This is a genomic window from Nocardiopsis rhodophaea (genome assembly GCF_039530945.1).
Classification (GTDB): Bacteria; Actinomycetota; Actinomycetes; order Streptosporangiales; family Streptosporangiaceae; genus Nocardiopsis_C; species Nocardiopsis_C rhodophaea.
Genome location: NZ_BAAAPC010000034.1, coordinates 1 through 17,316, shown reverse-complemented (window position 1 = coordinate 17,316; position 17,316 = coordinate 1). Strand labels below are relative to the sequence as shown.

13 protein-coding genes are annotated in these 17,316 nt (G+C 59.3%); 7 read left to right on the top strand and 6 right to left on the bottom strand.

The annotated features are described in order from the left end of the window. Window positions 1–276: 276 nt before the first annotated feature. Window positions 277–558 carry a hypothetical protein gene (locus ABD259_RS24945; protein ID WP_344109287.1) on the top strand — a complete coding sequence of 94 codons (282 nt, stop codon included), beginning with the start codon at window positions 277–279 and terminating at the stop codon, window positions 556–558. 404 nt (window positions 559–962) lie between these two features. Here ABD259_RS24945 and ABD259_RS24940 read toward each other — a convergent pair whose 3' ends face one another. After that, window positions 963–1,271, bottom strand: coding sequence for a hypothetical protein (locus ABD259_RS24940; RefSeq protein ID WP_344165635.1), 309 nt, complete (start codon window positions 1,269–1,271; stop codon window positions 963–965). A 656-nt stretch (window positions 1,272–1,927) separates the two neighbouring features. On the opposite strand from ABD259_RS24940, the gene ABD259_RS24935 reads away from it, so the two are divergent. The 5 genes from ABD259_RS24935 to ABD259_RS24915 all read left to right on the top strand — a co-directional run bounded on the left by ABD259_RS24935 (window position 1,928) and on the right by ABD259_RS24915 (window position 10,822). Next, on the top strand, window positions 1,928–2,263 hold the full coding sequence (locus ABD259_RS24935) for a hypothetical protein (protein WP_344109274.1): 336 nt from the start codon (window positions 1,928–1,930) through the stop codon (window positions 2,261–2,263). Between the two features lie 47 nt (window positions 2,264–2,310). Beyond that, on the top strand, window positions 2,311–4,869 hold the full coding sequence (locus ABD259_RS24930) for a TPR repeat domain-containing protein (protein WP_344165632.1): 2,559 nt from the start codon (window positions 2,311–2,313) through the stop codon (window positions 4,867–4,869). Between the two features lie 221 nt (window positions 4,870–5,090). Beyond that, a complete protein-coding gene (locus tag ABD259_RS24925; protein ID WP_344109278.1) occupies window positions 5,091–6,305 on the top strand; it encodes a PQQ-binding-like beta-propeller repeat protein in 1,215 nt (404 codons plus the stop codon). 1,025 nt (window positions 6,306–7,330) lie between these two features. Next, the gene (locus tag ABD259_RS24920; protein WP_344165629.1) at window positions 7,331–9,262 is read left to right on the top strand and encodes a TPR repeat domain-containing protein; all 1,932 of its coding nucleotides are present in this window, start codon (window positions 7,331–7,333) and stop codon (window positions 9,260–9,262) included. After that, window positions 9,263–10,822: an outer membrane protein assembly factor BamB family protein gene (locus tag ABD259_RS24915; RefSeq protein WP_344109282.1), complete on the top strand. Its 1,560-nt coding sequence runs from the start codon at window positions 9,263–9,265 to the stop codon at window positions 10,820–10,822. 146 nt (window positions 10,823–10,968) lie between these two features. Here the strand turns inward: ABD259_RS24915 and ABD259_RS24910 are convergent, their stop codons facing one another. The 5 genes from ABD259_RS24910 to ABD259_RS24890 all read right to left on the bottom strand — a co-directional run bounded on the left by ABD259_RS24910 (window position 10,969) and on the right by ABD259_RS24890 (window position 16,601). Next, window positions 10,969–11,400 (bottom strand): hypothetical protein, encoded by a 432-nt coding sequence (locus ABD259_RS24910; RefSeq protein WP_344109284.1) that lies wholly within the window; start codon window positions 11,398–11,400, stop codon window positions 10,969–10,971. 691 nt (window positions 11,401–12,091) lie between these two features. Further along, window positions 12,092–12,325 (bottom strand): hypothetical protein, encoded by a 234-nt coding sequence (locus ABD259_RS24905; RefSeq protein ID WP_344109733.1) that lies wholly within the window; start codon window positions 12,323–12,325, stop codon window positions 12,092–12,094. Further along, window positions 12,318–13,547 (bottom strand): IS701 family transposase, encoded by a 1,230-nt coding sequence (locus tag ABD259_RS24900; protein ID WP_344165627.1) that lies wholly within the window; start codon window positions 13,545–13,547, stop codon window positions 12,318–12,320. The genes ABD259_RS24905 and ABD259_RS24900 overlap by 8 nt, the downstream gene beginning before the upstream one ends. A gap of 375 nt (window positions 13,548–13,922) precedes the next feature. Continuing rightward, window positions 13,923–15,422, bottom strand: a complete 1,500-nt coding sequence (locus ABD259_RS24895; RefSeq protein ID WP_344165625.1) for an outer membrane protein assembly factor BamB family protein — start codon at window positions 15,420–15,422, stop codon at window positions 13,923–13,925. A 498-nt stretch (window positions 15,423–15,920) separates the two neighbouring features. Then, window positions 15,921–16,601, bottom strand: a complete 681-nt coding sequence (locus ABD259_RS24890) for a TetR/AcrR family transcriptional regulator C-terminal domain-containing protein (RefSeq protein ID WP_344109642.1) — start codon at window positions 16,599–16,601, stop codon at window positions 15,921–15,923. Between the two features lie 92 nt (window positions 16,602–16,693). Here ABD259_RS24890 and ABD259_RS24885 point away from each other — a divergent pair, with 92 nt between their 5' ends. Next, window positions 16,694–17,014: a hypothetical protein gene (locus tag ABD259_RS24885; protein ID WP_344109640.1), complete on the top strand. Its 321-nt coding sequence runs from the start codon at window positions 16,694–16,696 to the stop codon at window positions 17,012–17,014. Window positions 17,015–17,316: the final 302 nt, after the last annotated feature.

Below are 17,316 nucleotides of genomic sequence, written 5' to 3'. Positions count from 1 at the left end.
GCTTTCAGTGTCCCGAGTTACCACTGAAAACCGATCGGGCGCGGCGCACCCTGCGCGGCATCGACGAGCAGATCGCCAAGGCCGAACGCGCCGTCGCTGGCACCGTACCCGTGAAGCGGAACCGGTTCATCGCGGCCGCCGCGCTGATCGGGCGGCGACGAGCCTCCGGATTGCACAGGATGACCGAGTCCGCGAGCCGGCCGCCGGTATGGGCGGTGTTCGCGATCGCGCTCCTCGCGGCCGCGATCCCCCCTCTCCTCCGAAGGCTGGGACGGGGTGCTCGTGAGCCTGGCCGTCACCGGTGGATTCGGGATCGCCATCCTGGTCACGGCGCGGACCCGGGGATGGTCGCTCCGCCACAGCGCGGTCGTCGCATTCGCATTCCTTCTGGTCCGCGGGCTGCTGGCGTTCACCTGCTTGCCGCTCATCGGCGACGTCGCACCGGTCCCGAAGTACGCCCATAACACGATCCTGATTCTGGTCGTGGTCGCGACCGGCTGGCTGGCGGTCCGGCGAGGTGCGGGCGACAGGCGGAAAGAAGCGGCCCACGGCAGCTGAGCCGGGCGCGCAAGCACCAGATGGGAGGCCGACAGCACGGGCGGGAAGTCACCTCGCGCACCGACCAAGCGGCGGCGCGGGTACCGGAGGCGGCCAGGTATCGGGTGTTCGGTTCGCTGACACGGCCCCGGAGAACAGGCACGGCTAATGCAAGGTCTGCGCTGAGCGAGGATACTGCTGGTCTGGCTTGGGGATTCACTGATTTCATCCGGACTTTGCAAGAGCCGCGGATAGCGCCCAATATGCGCACGCCAACACACGGCTCACTCGCCGTCACTGCCACGCTCCCGCCTGGATAACCCATCCCTGCCAGACTCCCACCGCAGCATCGTCAGAGCGGCTTCTATAAACAAGGTCTCATAAATACATCGGCGTCTTCTTGGTGACTTTCTAAGCTTCTTAATTCAGCGGGATAAGGTTCGCGAAATCACCCAAGAGAAAGAACGATGGCGGGTGAAACTCCAAATACCAATCGCGTGTTTCTCAATTTCCAAGATGCATCTATTGGGCAGTTGCTCCAATCCAGTCAGGGCATTATTCGCGATTTCAATTGATGCATGCTGCAATTCGTCACGACTGAAGAGTGGTTCCTCCTTGAACGTTTCTCCTCCATGCTCGACCAGAAGGCCGTAGTTCCCACTAATCACCCAAAGTGTGGCGTCTTGGACCGCCGATGTCGCTGCCGGGGCAAGGCCAAAGCCCGCGTGCAGCACGTGTTGACGACCATCGCTATGAACATCGAGCGTCTCAGCAGACAGCCGCCATCAGATGAACCGTCCCCAGTCCGACCGCCGACCACCTTCCAGGACGTCCTGGACCAGCAGGGGATACCTCGACTCCGGTCGTGTCGGGAGGTTGGCGGCTGATCGCGGCGGTGGACACGGGCGGACTCGCTGCCGCAGCCGGGACAGCACGCTGTCGGCGGTGCCGTGGCAGCACTCAGCGCCACACAGCCTCCGGCTCGGCAGACCTGGTGCGCAGGCAGCACGGACAGACAAGGGAAGAGCACCCCAAGTAGGGAAGCAATCGGCATCAGGCATCATGACCACCCCGGTCCCTCCGCCCGCAGCGCCTTCACCAAACCTGTGCCTGAACCAGTATTCACGCGTCGCCGACACCATGGGAGGATTCTCGCGGAGGTGCCCCTCACTCTCGTGTCACGACCGGATGCGGCCACAATGCACTACCCCTGTAGCCAAGAGGTCGGCACGTTGCGGTACAAAGTACGGCGTGCTTCCAGGGCCGTCCCTCTTGGAGTGGGCTTTGGGTCAGGGAGGCCGACCTCACGGACCGGCGGAGCGCAGAGCATGCTCCTGGTCCACAGTTGCATCTGACGCACCTATCCACGCACTCAACCGGAGATCCAACCATGTCCGAAGACGCCGGTATCGGCGGGGATGTCAACGCCATCGTATCTAACTCAGCAAACGCAGGTCAGCTTGCCGAAGCCATGCTGGGGCTCAAGGACGACTTCGAGGATGCTATGAACGCGGCCAAGAACGCAGCCGCGGAGACGGAATGCGCCGAAGGGTACACCAAGTTCCTTGACAAGTACCGCGGCAATATCGTCGAAGTCGAAGAGCACGGACTCAGACTGGCTGGAAATAGCGGAGTCGGAGGGTCAGAACTTAAAAGAAACGACCAAGAATCCGAGGAAGGATATTCTGGAGCTAACAAGGGCCTGTCCCGGCCCATTAACCACTAAGCACTCCATCCCCTCAGCCCTATCCCCGTATGAAACAGGAGTAACCAGTGTCGGATGACCTCTCTAGCCACAACAGCACTGCCAGGGACACCTTCGGCCTGTCCTTCAACCCGAAGGACACCGAGGCCGAGTACTCGACCATCATGGATGCGGCCGACGGGATTACCGACATCGCGGTGCGCACACTTGGACGGTCGACGGATCTGAAGGATGATTTCGACAAACTCGCAATGGATTATACCCACGTAATCGGCGCGCAAATAAGAAACCAGGGCGATGGAAATGAGGGAATGTGGCGCCAAGCGTCGTATGCCGTGAATTATTGCGCCGGAGAGACTCGCTCCTGGGCAGCCGAAGTCAAGGACTTCAAAAAGAAACGAAACAACCTCATCAAGGAGTGGGGTGATGCCGTTAAAGCAGCAGTTGACAAGGTCCAATCCGATTCTCCCGGAAGCCACTCCCTTCTAATGGGAGGCGTTTTCGATAAGAAAGAATACAAACTTGCCAAGAAGGAACTCTCGGGAAAGCTCGAAGAGCTTAATGATAGGGCCAGCAATGATTGGAAGAAGTTCAAGCAGAAAGCCGAAGACTACGGCGACAATCTAAAGGAAGGACCTACTCCGGAGAACGTCAAACGTTTGGTGGACGCCGGACACATTGGCTGGTCAGCCTACAACATTAAAGGCCGCGGTGAGCCCTTGCCTCTCAAACCCAAGGATGCAGCCAAGCTCGCCCGCACCTTGGATAAGTACCTCGGACCTGACGGGAAGGAGCCTGATCAGGCCTATCAGAACGCCCTTCTCACGCTTCAGATTGTTGGAGGCTACAACTCCGTCGTCTATGACAATCCCATTCACAAGGTCCAGGCCTCCAGTTACCTAGAGAGATTCTACTCCGAGCTCGATGAGAAGGACGGCGGGCTCCTGCGATACCTCAAAAAGGGAATCGAGGACTCCAGCCTTAATAACGAAGAGAAAGCACAACTGGCTGGCGCCCTGGGCGAGGGTCTGCTTACCCTGTCGAGCGAAGACCACGGGGGCGGTTGGAGCCGGCTGCCTGAGAGTATGCAGAGAGTTGCGGAGGGACCCGCCCTCTCCGGAGAGCCCCCGAAACCCTACCACCATATCGCCTGGAAACAGGATCTGGACGGCCTAGCGTATTTGCTGGAAAGCACTGATGGCAGGGCCGTCCCCGGAAGTTCGTTCTCCACCACAATGACATCGACTTTGGGGCGAGTGCTGAACGAGGCTAACTCTGACGCATCTTCGGGACCGGATGGTGTCATCCCGGAACTTACCCCACGGTCGCTGGACGGACCCGCTAAGACTATTCTCGGATTCACGCTGGAAAACGAGGATGCCAATTATGCGATCCTGGCTACCCCCGATCCAGGCAAGGGCGAACCCGGTCATGGTCATTATCATCGGGACGACATTATCAAGGGCCTGTTCGGTCACAACTGGAGTGACGACGGGCGAACAGTCAGTAAGCTCATCAACTGGATCCCAGAAAACGCAGACAGCCAAGTATCTTGGAAACGTGATCACGCAGGAGAAGCTGCATATGGCCTCATTGAAGCGCTCGCAGATAAGGAGGTAGCGGAAGCTCTCAGAAACGTAGACAACTCCATCAAGGGAGAAGACAAAACTGCATTCACCGAACAAAACAACGAACTGGCTGGAAATCTCACGAAGATCTACATTGCCTACATTGATGACTTCACGCTTGAAGTGGAGTCAGGCGACAAAGCAGGATATGTAGAGGTTCCCGAAGATGAGCGTTCTGAAGGATTTCCCCTGCATACACCCGGTGAGAAGGCAATGTTCATCCCTGAATCCTCTCAAAATAACTTTCTTCGGTTCCTGGTCACGAATGACAAACTAGCGCCAACAGTTCTGGCTGCCACAGAGGCTGAGGAGCAAAGAATTTTCGAAAAGTACCTGACTGGAGAAGGTCGTATCACAGCGACAGCGGATTCAGCAGCCTCACTTCGTGGAGTTGTTGATGGTGCAATGCTAGATGAATACATAGACGAAGGCCGGGAAAAAAAGGAAGCGAAAAAGGCCGCTGCAAAGAATTGGGAAACGGCGTACGCTATCGTCGGAGGCACAGCTTCTGCTGCAGCCGGAGCAGCTCACCCAGCGGCCGGGGCGGGAGTTGCAATTCTAACAGAACTCGGCAAGGAGCCATTCAAAGAACTTGTCGAGGACAAGTTGAAGGAGGGAGAAGAAGAGCCAGACGATGATGAGATTAATTCAATGATTCTCGGTAGTGATTCAGACATTCAGCGCCACGTTATGCTGCAGGGTACCCAAATCCTTGTGAATAATGGGGCGCTCTCCATGGAAACACTGGATAATGCCGGATTGCTGGTGGACCAAGGCGGCAAGCCCTACCTTCCAGCTCATGCGCACGAGTGGGGTGCTGGCCGGTCCGGAAAAATCGACGTCTTGCGCGACGACGTAATCGACAACATTCCCTCCAAGGACCTTAATGGCCTTCCCGAAGACATAAAGAAAGCGATTGTAGATTACAAGAAGGCGTACCAGGAGCAGTATGATAACCCGCTGGTTGAAAAGACCATTGACGATGACAAGGAAGATTGAGATTAGAAGCTGAAATAAATGGCCAACGAGTCCCTGAACTCACTCAACAGGAATGAAGAGCTATCCGCATGCCAAGCAATATTCCACCACGACCTTAGCCCTACGTAATCGTTCCCCGTGCTGGTCTCAGGTTCATACGCTGCGATTTACTGTGACTGAGAGAAATTATGAGCCCAGGAGAAGTATTGCATACGACAGATCATCGACGTTCAAGGATCCGCTTGATCGCGATCACGGTCTGCATGTCATTGATTTGCTTGATCGGCGCAGAGTTCGTATTCCGCTTCCAGGCTGTTAAGAGCGAAACAATCGAAAGTACCGGCGCCGACCCAGATGATGTGAATCGCCCCTATACCGATGAGGAGATATCCGCCATCTCCAGCTCTATGGAACATGAGCCATATGGCAAGGTTAGGGATGTCGTCTCAACCGAGACATCCGGCCTAGCCATTATGGAGCACGGTGTCGCTGCTATCGATGCCGAGACGTTAAAAACACGATGGTTTTACGCAGCACCAGACGCAGAGATCTCTGCGGCACCAACTCCAATTGATGAATCGGATATCCATAACAAGCAGAAGGTTGTAGTCGCATTCAAAGTCGGAAGCCTACTTGGCCCGCGAACGAAGATCGTCACGTTGGATGCTGAGACTGGGGAAGTGCTGTATGAACAATCTATCAGTGGAGATATATCGCCTCAGGATAGGATCCGTTGGCTGACATCGGATGTTAGAATAGAAATATCCCAAGACTCCCCTCAAGAATCTCTTGAGGCCTACTCTCTGGCGACTGGAGAACAGGTCTGGGACTATACCCTCCCCAAGGGATGTTCGAGTGATTTCAGTGATCCAAAGTCTCACGTAGTGACTGCTACACAAGATTTAGCCCTAGTCTCTTATAATTGCCCCAAGAAGCAGACCTCTTCTGTTCAAGCCCTAAATGGGAACTCTGGTGATATTTTTTGGCGACGATCTTGGGACTCTTCGAGTCTCCCGTCATTGTTTTATGTAGGTTGGCTTGATTCCTCACAGGGCAAAGACAGCTCCGCTGCGAGCACTGTTGTCAATGCTTCCGATCAAGACTTCAGCATGATAGACGCCTCCGATGGAGAGGACCTACAGATGCAGCCTTGGAGTCGCGTGCCGAAGCTTGATGACTACATCCCTGCGCCCGTCTCTGATACGCATGCTCCCGACAGGATCTTGGTTGGCGACGCGACTGTCATCCAACGCACTGTGAGCCTGGCAGTAGCGCATAGGCTTGTCGAAGAGAGGGTGCTGAGCGTAGGAGACTTCGAGGGAACGGGCCTCTTGGTTGAGGATACGGAAGGCGAAGAGATGCTTCCTAGTCATTTTCTACAGTGGGGGCCATTCCGCCGTGGTGCCGTGGATATTCTCGTGTCATTCCTTGACAAGAAGCTTAAGGCTGATGTCTGAGACATTCTCGACGCACTCCATATCTTTTATCGTAATCAGATATGTCTAAACACTTATTCGTTTCTATCCGCAGATAAGCGGAGGGTGATTTCCGTTTAACGCGCCCTGCCCTCATACGGCCAGCTGTCACGCATGAAACCTGCCCTTTGCAGGCCGGACAGTGCGCTACTGTGGTGGCAGAGCTGAAGAAGTGGCAGTTGCGAGTAGCAGACCGGAGCCCGAGGTCTGTTGAGCGGCCTTGTCTACGGGACTCTGCACGACGTTCTAGAGAAGAGCGGCAGCGAGGGCGAGGCGGGGACCACCGGTTCGCCCCGCAGAACAGGGGGTCAACTTGCGTCCGCCCCGCGATTCGCGTGCCGCCCGCTTGGTCATGCCAACGCCTGCACTCGGCACTGGGCTACCTCCCGTCTGCCGAATTGTCTGGGCCCGGGTTACGTACAGGAGTTCTGGATACGCGTTTAGATCCACCTTGGTCGGAGGAGCACAAGCTCTACGACGCCGCATTCAGGGAAAGCCCCTCCGACACCGCGCCGTCTCGCGTGTACGACACTTGGATGATTGAATCCTTTGCTCTTCCCCCTATTAATCTGCCACCGCAAGTCGGCAGCTGGTCTTGGGGAAGCGCTGAAATTCGGATGTACCTCCTTGCTGTGCGTGTTTCCCCCTCCGCTAGATAGCGCCTGTGGCAGGACCCCTACCTACGGATTCGCAGGAGGGCTGGTGCCCGCTCTCCCGGCCTGCATACAGACGGATTTTGCCAAAACATGGCATGGATCGGGGTTGACAGGCGACGTGGAGACGTAATTCCATAATCTCCGTTTTCAGTGTCTCGAGTCACCACTGAAAACCCACTCAAGGAAGGATAGGACTGACAATGGAAGAAGCGGGAGTGCTTCTCTGTTCTGCGTTGGGGACTGCAGCCGTAGCTGGACTGACTCATTATATTAGAAACGCAGCGGCAAACGGTAGCCCTGCTGAACGAATACTGGTCAGGAAATAAAGAACCAGATGCTAAATACTACGAAATGATGATGGCTCTGAACATCATCGCATACGAAGCCGAGCGCAAGCAGAAGCTTGGCCCGTCGGCTAAGCCTGGTGAAGCAGAACTTAACTCCAGGCAATACAGAACTCTGAAGAAGTTCTTTGATGGAATGGAGAACAGTCGGGCGTTCAATAAGCGCGCGATAGATGCTGCTCTCGCTATTGAGGATGGCACCATGACACGCGCAGAAAAGGACGCTGCCTTGGGGAGTATTGGGGCAGGAATCCTTGCACTGTCGGATCACAGACTCGGGGGTGGCTACTATGATCTCCCTGAGAGCATCCGCCTTGCGGCAGAGGGACCACGTCTTTCGGCCTCTGATGAGCATCAAATTCCCTACTTGTGGCCGGTATGGGGCGGAGATGCCAACAGCCTTTCTCAATTCCTGAGAAATGCACCGGATGACCTGCAGGGCGGAAAAGGATTCTCTGCCACCCTGACTCTCTCAACTGGGTTCTATTTGCATGACTTTGGCGGGCTGGAGGCACACAAGGACCTCTTGGACGATGATGCAGTTGGTCATCTTGTAGACGTATCTACTAGAAATAAAGATGCCAATAACGCTATCCTCACAGACGAATACAGGCATCCATATGCGTCTAAAGATGCAGACCTGAACAAGAAGGCCATCGAGGGATTGCTCACCTATGATTGGCCGGATGAAGACGCTAACGGAGAGCCAAGTTGGATGGCCGGCGGTAAGCCCGTCACTGGTCTATTGGACTGGATCGCTGAGGATACTCAGAGTGAAAGTCGAAGTGACCAGGAACGAGCTATCGAGGCAGCAGCTGGTCTCCTGAAGCTCGTTGGTGACGAAGATGAGGGAATCTTTAAGGATCTGGAGCGTACAAGTGTAAGCACTGATGACAGCGAGGAGGCATCGTTCACCGAATACAACGATGAGTTGGCGAACTCCATGTTTAAGATCTTCTCCGCACATCTCGATGACTTTGCCGTCGAAGGAGGCAATGAAGAAGCCGGATACCGGCATCTCGAGCTTTCCGACGAGAATCGAAAGAAGTTGGGTGTAAAGTTTGACGATGAGCGAGAGTTCATTCTTGCCGTCCCAGAGGACGCCAAGAAGAACTACATGCAATTGATGGTCGCTAATCAGGACGTAGCGCCATTTGTTGCCTACTCGGTAGACGTGAAGAGCCAAGATATTCTTAACGAATATGTCGACGGCCTTCTCGACGGCAGTGAAGGTAATGCAAAGAATAAGGCTTCTGGGGCACACGGCCGTCTTCAAGGGTTGCTAGACGGCTCTCTTATCAACAATTTCAAACGCGAGTCCGAGAATGAGGAAAAGGCCATTCAGGAGTCGATTCAGGTCCGTGAGTTGGGCGTTGGTATGGTCAAGGATGCTGTGGGGTCAACCAAGGTTATCAGTGGTCCCGCTGCCCCGGCATCGGCCGCTCTTCTGGAATTCGCAGCATCCGGAACGAAGAATCTTCTGACTGAAGATCTTAAACAAGAGTTGGAAGAAGTTCAGGCGAAAGCTGATAATATCGAGCCAAAGAATCCCCAGACGATCCACAGGGAGAGGCTGCAGGAATTTGGGGATGCGCTTCTTTCTGTTGATCGCCCCGATGAGAACGGAAAAATTCCCAAGGAGCTTAAGTCGTTCCCGGATCATCTCGTCAAAGACGGTGAGATGGCAGCCTATGAAGCGGAGGATGTGGCGTTCAGCGATGATGTATCCGATGATCTCGAGGACTGGTTCAAGAGTGTGGAAGTTAGAAAGGAATCAGACCATGGCACTGAGAATTTCAGCTCCCACGTGGTTGGTTACAACAAAACGTACGGGGACTCATACATGGCAACCGTCGGAGACGACCGTGGTGCGACGCTTGATGAAATGTTGATCGAGCTGCGCGAGCAGAAGGAGAAGGCCAAGGAGGGGAAGGAATAGATGAAGCTAACTGTGCTGTCCCGAATGAGAAGTGTTAGTTTCAAGTCTAAAAAGTCAAGAGTTTTTTTGACGATCGGTGCAGTGGGCCTGATCTGTGCCCTCGGAATTGCGTCTTATTTTGTTGCACGTACATTCCCAGAGGAACATATCCAAGGGGCAGAGAACTCGGGCGCCTCAGATGTCCCCTCAGGCATTAGTAAAGTTGCCTGGTCGTGGGAAGACAAATCTGTTGACAAGATATACTCTGCTTGGTCCACCCAGGCAGGCATGGTTGTTTCCGTTTCGGGAAGAGGTGGCCGAGGGGCTGGAGCGATCGGTATCGATACTGAGACTGGAAGAGAGGCCTGGAGCTATCGTGTTCCAGGCCGCTCGGTCGAAGTAAATGTGACTCCCGATCGGCAGAAGGTCGTTCTGGCTTACACTGCGCATCCACTGCTGATGCGGTTCTTCGGATCGGACGAGATGAAGGTTCTAACGCTGCGTGCGAGCGACGGAAAAATATTGTCAGAGTGGACAGACAATCTATCGACAGACGGCGACTCCTCTGAGACTCCCGTAAAGACTGTCGTTGGCTCCGAGTCGGATAACGTTGATGCTCTAACTTCCAACGCGAGGCTGGCACTTGAAGCGCGAGGAGAGAAAGGCGACCCTGAAAAAGTGGCGCTGGTTGCTCGATCCTTGGAAGATAACCGAGAGCTCTGGCGTTACGATGGTTCGGATTCTTGTGATCTGACGCGCACCTTCAAAGACAAGAAGCTTGATATTCTGACTACCGATGGCAATGTTGTCCTCACCATGTCTTGTGGCGAGGAATCGGGCCCATTCGAGAGTGGTAGTGGACAAATTGTAGGAATTGACGCAGAGACTGGTAAACAGGCGTGGGTGCACAGTTGCCAAGAGGGCGGTGGTGATTTCGGTGTCCCATCCCTCAATCCGGCAATGAATAACATGTGGTCAACGTTTTCCGACTACGATACTCCCTCATCAGAATCTGAGGTGATGTCCGTCTCCAACTGTGGAGGAAAGGATGTCTATCTGGATTCAGCTAGCGGAGATGAAACTCTCGCCGGTGCAAATAAGTATGCGGATGAAGTCTTGTGGCGCAAGCAAGACTTCGTTGTCACCGAGGAGCTAGGTGAGAAGACCGAGCTTCCCAACGTTGAGTCGCCCGATGGGAATTCTGTTTTCGCGAGAACTACAAAATTTCGGAAGGTTGATTCCTCCGGTGACACTGCAGCGGAAGCGAGTCTACAGCTGCTGAGTAACCAGAGAACAACGTTGAAGTCAGTTCCGTTGGACAACGGAATGGCAGTGATGGTGCCGGGGACCCTTCCTTCTCAAAGTTTCAGTGGGAAACACGAAGATGGTGTGAGTGCCGTGATGGTGCCGTGGGGAGAGAACGAACCCTCCAGGGTCATCAAATTTTCTGATCTCCCTTACTTTTCAGGGATTAGGGATCAGATTGAGGAAAACAGTCTTATTCTTCCTGCACCTGGAGCGGTGGTTGTCAGTGAACCTACTGAAGACGGGTTGAGTCGGCGTCTTGTGGGCCTGAACTGACGTTATGTCTACGTGACAGGCGGTGGATCTCAACGGACCTTTTTCATGGGCCGATATCCAGTTGATGGGAATGGATGCGTGTCCAACCTCGGTTCGGTTGCCGCTACGATACGTCACATGCCCGACGCGGCCCCGTAGTTCTCGCGTTATGGCGGTGTTGTGCTGATCTGCGGGATCCGGTGGAGTCGTAGGGATTTGCCCGGATCGGTGTGCGCGCGACGACCAGCGGCGAGGTTGGCCCACCCCGACGCCTGAAGTGCCTGACGGACGATGTCGGCCAGGCACCCCAGCACCACCGGCAACACCTGGACCCGGGCCCGGCGGGCGTGCTCGCCCCAGGTCACGTCCCTGACGTGGTGAACGGCCTCGATCGCCCAGTGGCCGCGCAGGCAGGCCGCGAGCTCATCGGGCCGCACTTGGCGGGCGGGCAGGTCGGTGAGGGCGAACACCGTCGTCCTGGGCGTGCGGGCCGAGCCGACCCGGCGGGTTCGGCGCTCGACGAACAGCACCTGGGCCGCGTGCGGGAAGCCCGGGCTCAGCCCGTTCGCGGCCAGGACCTCCACCCGGCGGCCGCCCATCCCAACCGGAGCCTGACCCTCGATCGGACACAGCCGACCCGGCGGCCGAAAGATTCACGCTTCCCGAGACAGCCGCAACCGCCCCGGCCTCGCCCGGCTCACACATCCTCGCGACGGCAGCAGAGACGCGCCTACCACGCCTACAAACCCCGCGCCTTCCACGAACCGGACGCCCTAAAGCGCGCCCTGTACTCCGACTGGGAACTACTGCCCTACTCCTGCACGATCTTCGCCGTGATGTTCCTGGTCAACGCTCTCGACCTACTCACCTAAAGTGACCTCAACTGTGGGCTGTCCAGGCCGAGGGCTTGGACAGCCCACAGCATGACCAAGCAGCCTCCCTCCGTCAGAGATGAAATGGTGAAGCGGTGGCAGTGAACGCTCCGCGGGTCCCGAGCAGGGCGAGGGACTCTTGAGAGATGCTCCTCGGCCAATTGCGGACGAGTGATATCGCGATGCAGACGGCAGTTTCCTTACCGCCGGAGATTGCCCCCGCTGCAGTGGATGCCCGCAGCTAGGCTGACCAATTACCTGGTTCCACAGGTAGTGGTCCGGGGGTAGAGCACTTGCTCTACCCCCGGACCACTACCTGTCAGTTGGTTGTCTCCACCGGCTACAGATTTGTCCTGGTTGCGATCTGTTGCGGCTTTCTAGCCCTTCAGTTGGAGATCACCCGCTCTGTCGTAGTTCGTTATGACAGGCGGGGTGGCGGGCGTGCGGCGGCTCGCGCGGAAGCGCGGGCGCGGTTGCGTCGCTGGTGGCAGCCACGGGCGATGGCCTGGTGGCACCGCCGCCAGTACGACCAGGCCAGGCCCCGCCCGACCCGCTCGCGGTGTGGGAGCCGGGGCTGGACCAGCACGAGCAGGCGGCGGATCTCATAGGCGGTGAACCGGACGGGGCCGATGCTCCTGCTGTGGTCAGGCACCTCCCCCTCTCTGGCCCGGCGGCGCGGCCGGACCCGTGGTCCCGCTCACCGCGCGGGCGTCTTGAACGGTGAGGAACGCGGCAGCAAGCATCACCAGGCTGACATGCCGGTACCAGCCGCCATAGGAACGCACCTCGTAGTCGGCCAGCCCGCAGGCGGACGTGGCGAGCCTGATCGCCTCCTCCACCCGCCACCTGGCCCCAGGCACACCGACCAGCTCCTCCACCGGAGTCTCCTCCGGCCCCCACGCCAAGAAGTAGTCCCGCTCGGCTGGGTTGTCGGGGCGGCGCCGGGCGATGATCCACCGCGCCCAGGCACCGCCGCCCACCTCGGTGTCGGGGTCGGGAACACGGCGCACCCACCACTGCCACGCGCGACTGTCGAGCTGGGAGGGGCCCGCGGGCAGCTCCGCCCAGTCCTGCTCGGCGGCGGTCCGCTCCACCAGGCGGGCGATGTGGCGCCACCCGGGTCGCGGAAGCACGGTCTGGTTGGCCTGCACTGTCACCGCATAGGGCAGGCGGTGGGCCTCCAGGAACGCGCGGAACCTTCCGTCGCGGCCGTACACCTCGTCGGCGGCGATCCAGACCCGGCCCTCGGGCAGGTCGGGCAGGATGCGCTCGATCATCCGCTCGGCCAGCCGGGGCTTGGTCGCGAACCCGGTCCCCTCGGGGACGTGCGCGGCCTGGCAGCGTCGCGGGTCGTCGGTCCACTCCTTGGGCAGGTACAGCTCGCGGTCGATGAGCGCGTGGCCGCGGGTGGTGGCCCAGGCGGCCAGTACCCCGACCTGGCAGCCGAAGACCCCGCCCAGACAGCCGGTGAACTGGCGGGCCACCCCGGCCGAGGTTCGGCCCTTCTTCGCAAACCCCGTCTCATCGAGCACCAGCACGCCCGCCCCATCGGGGCCCAAGCCGCAGGCCGGGTCGTCGTCCAGCCCCTGGACGGCGTAGCGGCGCACGAAGTCGCGCAGCTCATCGGCGTCCCAGCGGGCGCGGCTCAGCAGGTGCTGCTGGCCGTGGGGCGTGGCATCGCCGGCGTGCTCGGCGAGCTGCCACCCGTTTTTGCGCGACAGCGCAGCGAGCAGGCCGCGCACGCACGCGGCCGCCCGGCGCCGCAGGTCAGCGCGGGGGAAGATACGGCCCGCTTCGGCCAGCAGGTTCTCCAGCTCATCAGCCCACTCATGGGCGCGTTCTTGATCGGTGACGGTCGGGGGAATATCCAGCAACGGCGCCTGCATACACCGCAGTTACCCCGCATCCGAGATCACCGAACTACGACAGAGCGGATGATCTCCAACTGAAGGGCTGGTCGTACTGGCGGCGGTGCCACCAGGCCATCGCCCGTGGCTGCCACCAGCGACGCAACCGCGCCCGCGCTTCCGCGCGAGCCGCCGCACGCCCGCCACCCCGCCTGTCATAACGAACTACGACAGAGCGGGTGATCTCCAACTGAAGGGCTGGGTTGAAAGTGATGCTGGGGTTGAAATTACATTCTCTCGTGCCGTGCATGAATGGTGAGTCGTTGGCTGGGGAACTTGGACACAGGGTCTCTAGGCTCCCGCTATAGAAGTGAAATCTTGCGCTTGCATAGAGCTGCGAAGTCAGCGGACGGGGGCAAATACTGCGGATCCCCACGACCGCTCATCACCATCGCCGGGCGAGGTAACGACAACAGCCCCGGGCAGCGCGACTACATTCACCTGGTCGGCGGGGAAGCCTCCGCTATGTGGAAGCTCCTCATCTAGATAGGTGCCTTTGATGCCCAACGGTGTGACCGACCCGTCTGAAGTGTCGAGGAGCCCCGCGCCTCGAATTTCGTGGTCGAACCCAAATTGCCCTTCGTCGTTTGAGGTGTCGGGCTTACTGGTGAATGCGCTGTGGTCGCGCTCCCACAGCATCTTCCCGTCGCGCACACGCACCGCCCGCAGCCTGAAGTCGTCGAGATCTCCGTAGTTGTGCATCAGGACCACTCCGCCTGTCACCGGAATCCGGTTACCGCGGCCGTGTAGCCGGTGGTACGCCTGCACTTTCCACTCCAAGCCCGGGTCGATCTCACCGTCGTCCGGCCGTTCCTGCCATATCTTCCTGCCGTCCGGTCCGTAGCCGACGAATAGGTTCGCCTTCCGGTAGCGATCCTTGGGGTGTCGGTAGTGGGTCTGGACCATGACCGTTCCTTCGGCAGCTGCCACGTTTTCAATCTGACCTTCGGGATCGTGGTCGAGTTCCTCATCCAGATCGGTGTCGAATAGGAGCTCACCGGTCCCCAGATCGTATACCGCCACCGCTGTGTGTGCGTAGGCGATTATCTTGCCGTTTTGCACTGCAATGTTGAAGTCGTAATTGGACCAGCGGCCGGTGCGCTCGTCAGCGCCGACGTCCCCTAGCACAGTGGTATCCAGGTCGATGGTCTTCCGCCGCTGGCCGGTAGCTGCGTCGATTAGGGCGACCTGGCGTTCCTCGACGCCCCCTGAGGGTTGGTCCCGGGTCACAACTGGAGCGACCACAATTCCGGGAACCGCCGGATCAACCCGCGGGTCGGTGGTGTCAGCCGCGCACCACAACAGATCACCTGTGCGTGGGTCCAACGCCTGTAGCGCATAGTTGGTGCGGCCTGGCGCGGAGGGATCCGGGTCATATCGGCGGACGAGCACTTTCCCCTGGATGGCGATAATCTCGTCCTGGCCCCACGGAAAAGCGAATTCCTCGTCGGTGTCAGCGAGGTGCCAGAGGACACGCCCGTCCTTCGCTTCGTAGGCGGCAATGCCCTCCGGCCGATGGAACACCACGGTGTGCTCGTCGCCTACGACCTCGTAGGTGCGGCCAGGGAGGACCCACCGGGCCTTGCCCAGCACGTCACTTCCGGTGAACTTGGAGGCACCGTATGCCAGGGCGTCGTAACCCAGCTGGCTGGCGGGATTGTCGGGGTCGATGTCGGGCTCGGCCACCCCGCCGGGTTGTACCTTCTTTCCGTCGCTCCAAAGCCCGCCACCGCCTGCGGCGACGCCCGTCCTAGAGCATACCTTGGCGGCGTGGGCGGTGATCGCGCCCATCTCTGCCCAGCCCGGTGGCAGCGATCCAGCACACAGCACCATCACCATCATTCCGGCTGTCCCCGACGCTGCCCACCGCCGACCGGCCATGTGTCTTGTTCCCCTTCCCTGTGACCTAACGGAATACCCTCCTTCGGGGCGGTCACTGATTCTCCACGAGCCACGCGTATTGGGGGAAAGTGGGTGCCGTCCGCTTTCGTGTCGTTGCGCGATACCCGGTCCATTTCGGTGACTCCGGCCAATCGTCCACGGTGGCTATCGGCATTCCGGCTGCGCCCAAGCTGCCACGCAGCGGCCCTGGGTCTTCGACGCGGCCGGACGGATCGACCATACGGCAGCCGTATCTCGTGCGAAATCTGGCATCTGCCCTGGTCCCGACGTTCGGCGGATACCTGATCTGCGTTAGGCCCTCATGGAGTCGACGGCCTATTGGCCCTAAAAGATGTCTGGGCGGTTGCCCTGGACGACGCGGGCCGTGGCGTGCTGAGCGCGGCAGCGAACCGCATCGAAGCGCCGGAGATTGTTGTCCGCGGTGTCCTGCGGCGTCGCTCAGGGCGTGGTGTGTGGTGTGGCGCTTCGCGACTCGGGCGCCAACTCGGCGGCCAGGCCGGTGATGATCAGGTCGAGGCTGCGGTCGAACGCGCGGTCGGCGTTGGTGGCGAGTGAGGGCGCGGCCTCGTTGAGCGCGGCGACGGTGGGCTGGGTGTCGGGGTCGATGCGCTCGCGGCGTGCCTCGCGGTCATAGCGGGGATCTTGCTGTCCGGGGCGGGGGCGCATGCCCTGCTCCTCGATCGCGTGGCCCACGGTGAAGCTGTAGGTCGTGCTGAGCGCCAACGAGGCGGTTTCGGGGGAGAAGCCCGCCGTGGTCAGCACCGCCAACGCGCGTTCCATGACGCCGTACAAGCTCGGGTCGGTGAGGTAGGTGCCCGGCACCATCTTGGCGCCATCGCGGTAGCGCAGCAGGGCATGCCGCAGCGTGTTGCCGTAGTCGCGCAGGAAATCCGGCCAGGCCTGCCCTTCCCACGACACGTCGTCCGCGTTGAAGGCGTCGGTCAACACCGTGGTGGCCATGGCGTCCAAAAGGTCCTGCTTGCTGGAGAAGTGCCAGTACAGAGCGGGCGCCTTGACCTGGAGGTCGGTGGCGATGCGCCGCAGCGTGAGCCCCTCTAGGCCCACCTCGTCCAGCAGCCGCAGCGCGGCACGGATCACGGTCTCACGGTCCAACGTCACTGCGTCGTCCTCTCTGTCGCCCTTGACAGCTTAACAACGTTTCACGCAACCTTAACGGCGTTAAATTTAACGACGTTAAGTTCGGGGGGTCCATGAAGGCCGCCGTCATCCATACCGTCGGAGAGCCGCCGCGCTACGACGACTTCGCCGAGCCCGCGCCGCGCGACGATGAAGTACTCGTCAACGTCAGCGCGGCCTCGATCACCAACATTGCGCGCATGCGCGCGGCCGGCACCCACTACTCCCGGCATGACGAGCTCCCCGCCGTCGCTGGTATCGACGGCGTGGGGCGCACCGAGGACGGCACGCGCGTGTACTTCGGCGGGCCGCGCGCGCCCTACGGCACGATGGCCGAGGTCAGCGTCAGCCCCGCGCGTGGGTCGCCCCCGTTCCCGACGCGCTGGACGACGTGACCGCCGCCGCGCTGCCCAACGCTGGGATCTCGGCCTGGCTGTCGCTGTCCCACACCGCGGGGCTGCGCTCCGGAGAAAGCGTGCTGGTCCTGGGAGCGACCGGGGTCACCGGGCGACTCGCGGTGCAGGCGGCGAAGCAGCAGGGCGCCGGGCGAGTCGTCGCCGCCGGGCGCGACCCTATCTGTCAGGCTCGTTTGAGACATACAGGACGAATCAGTCTTAACTAGAACATCAAGGGCGAGACAAGGACCTGCACCGCAGTGACGATGAGCCTGACCGACATGGACCCCACCAGCGGGAAC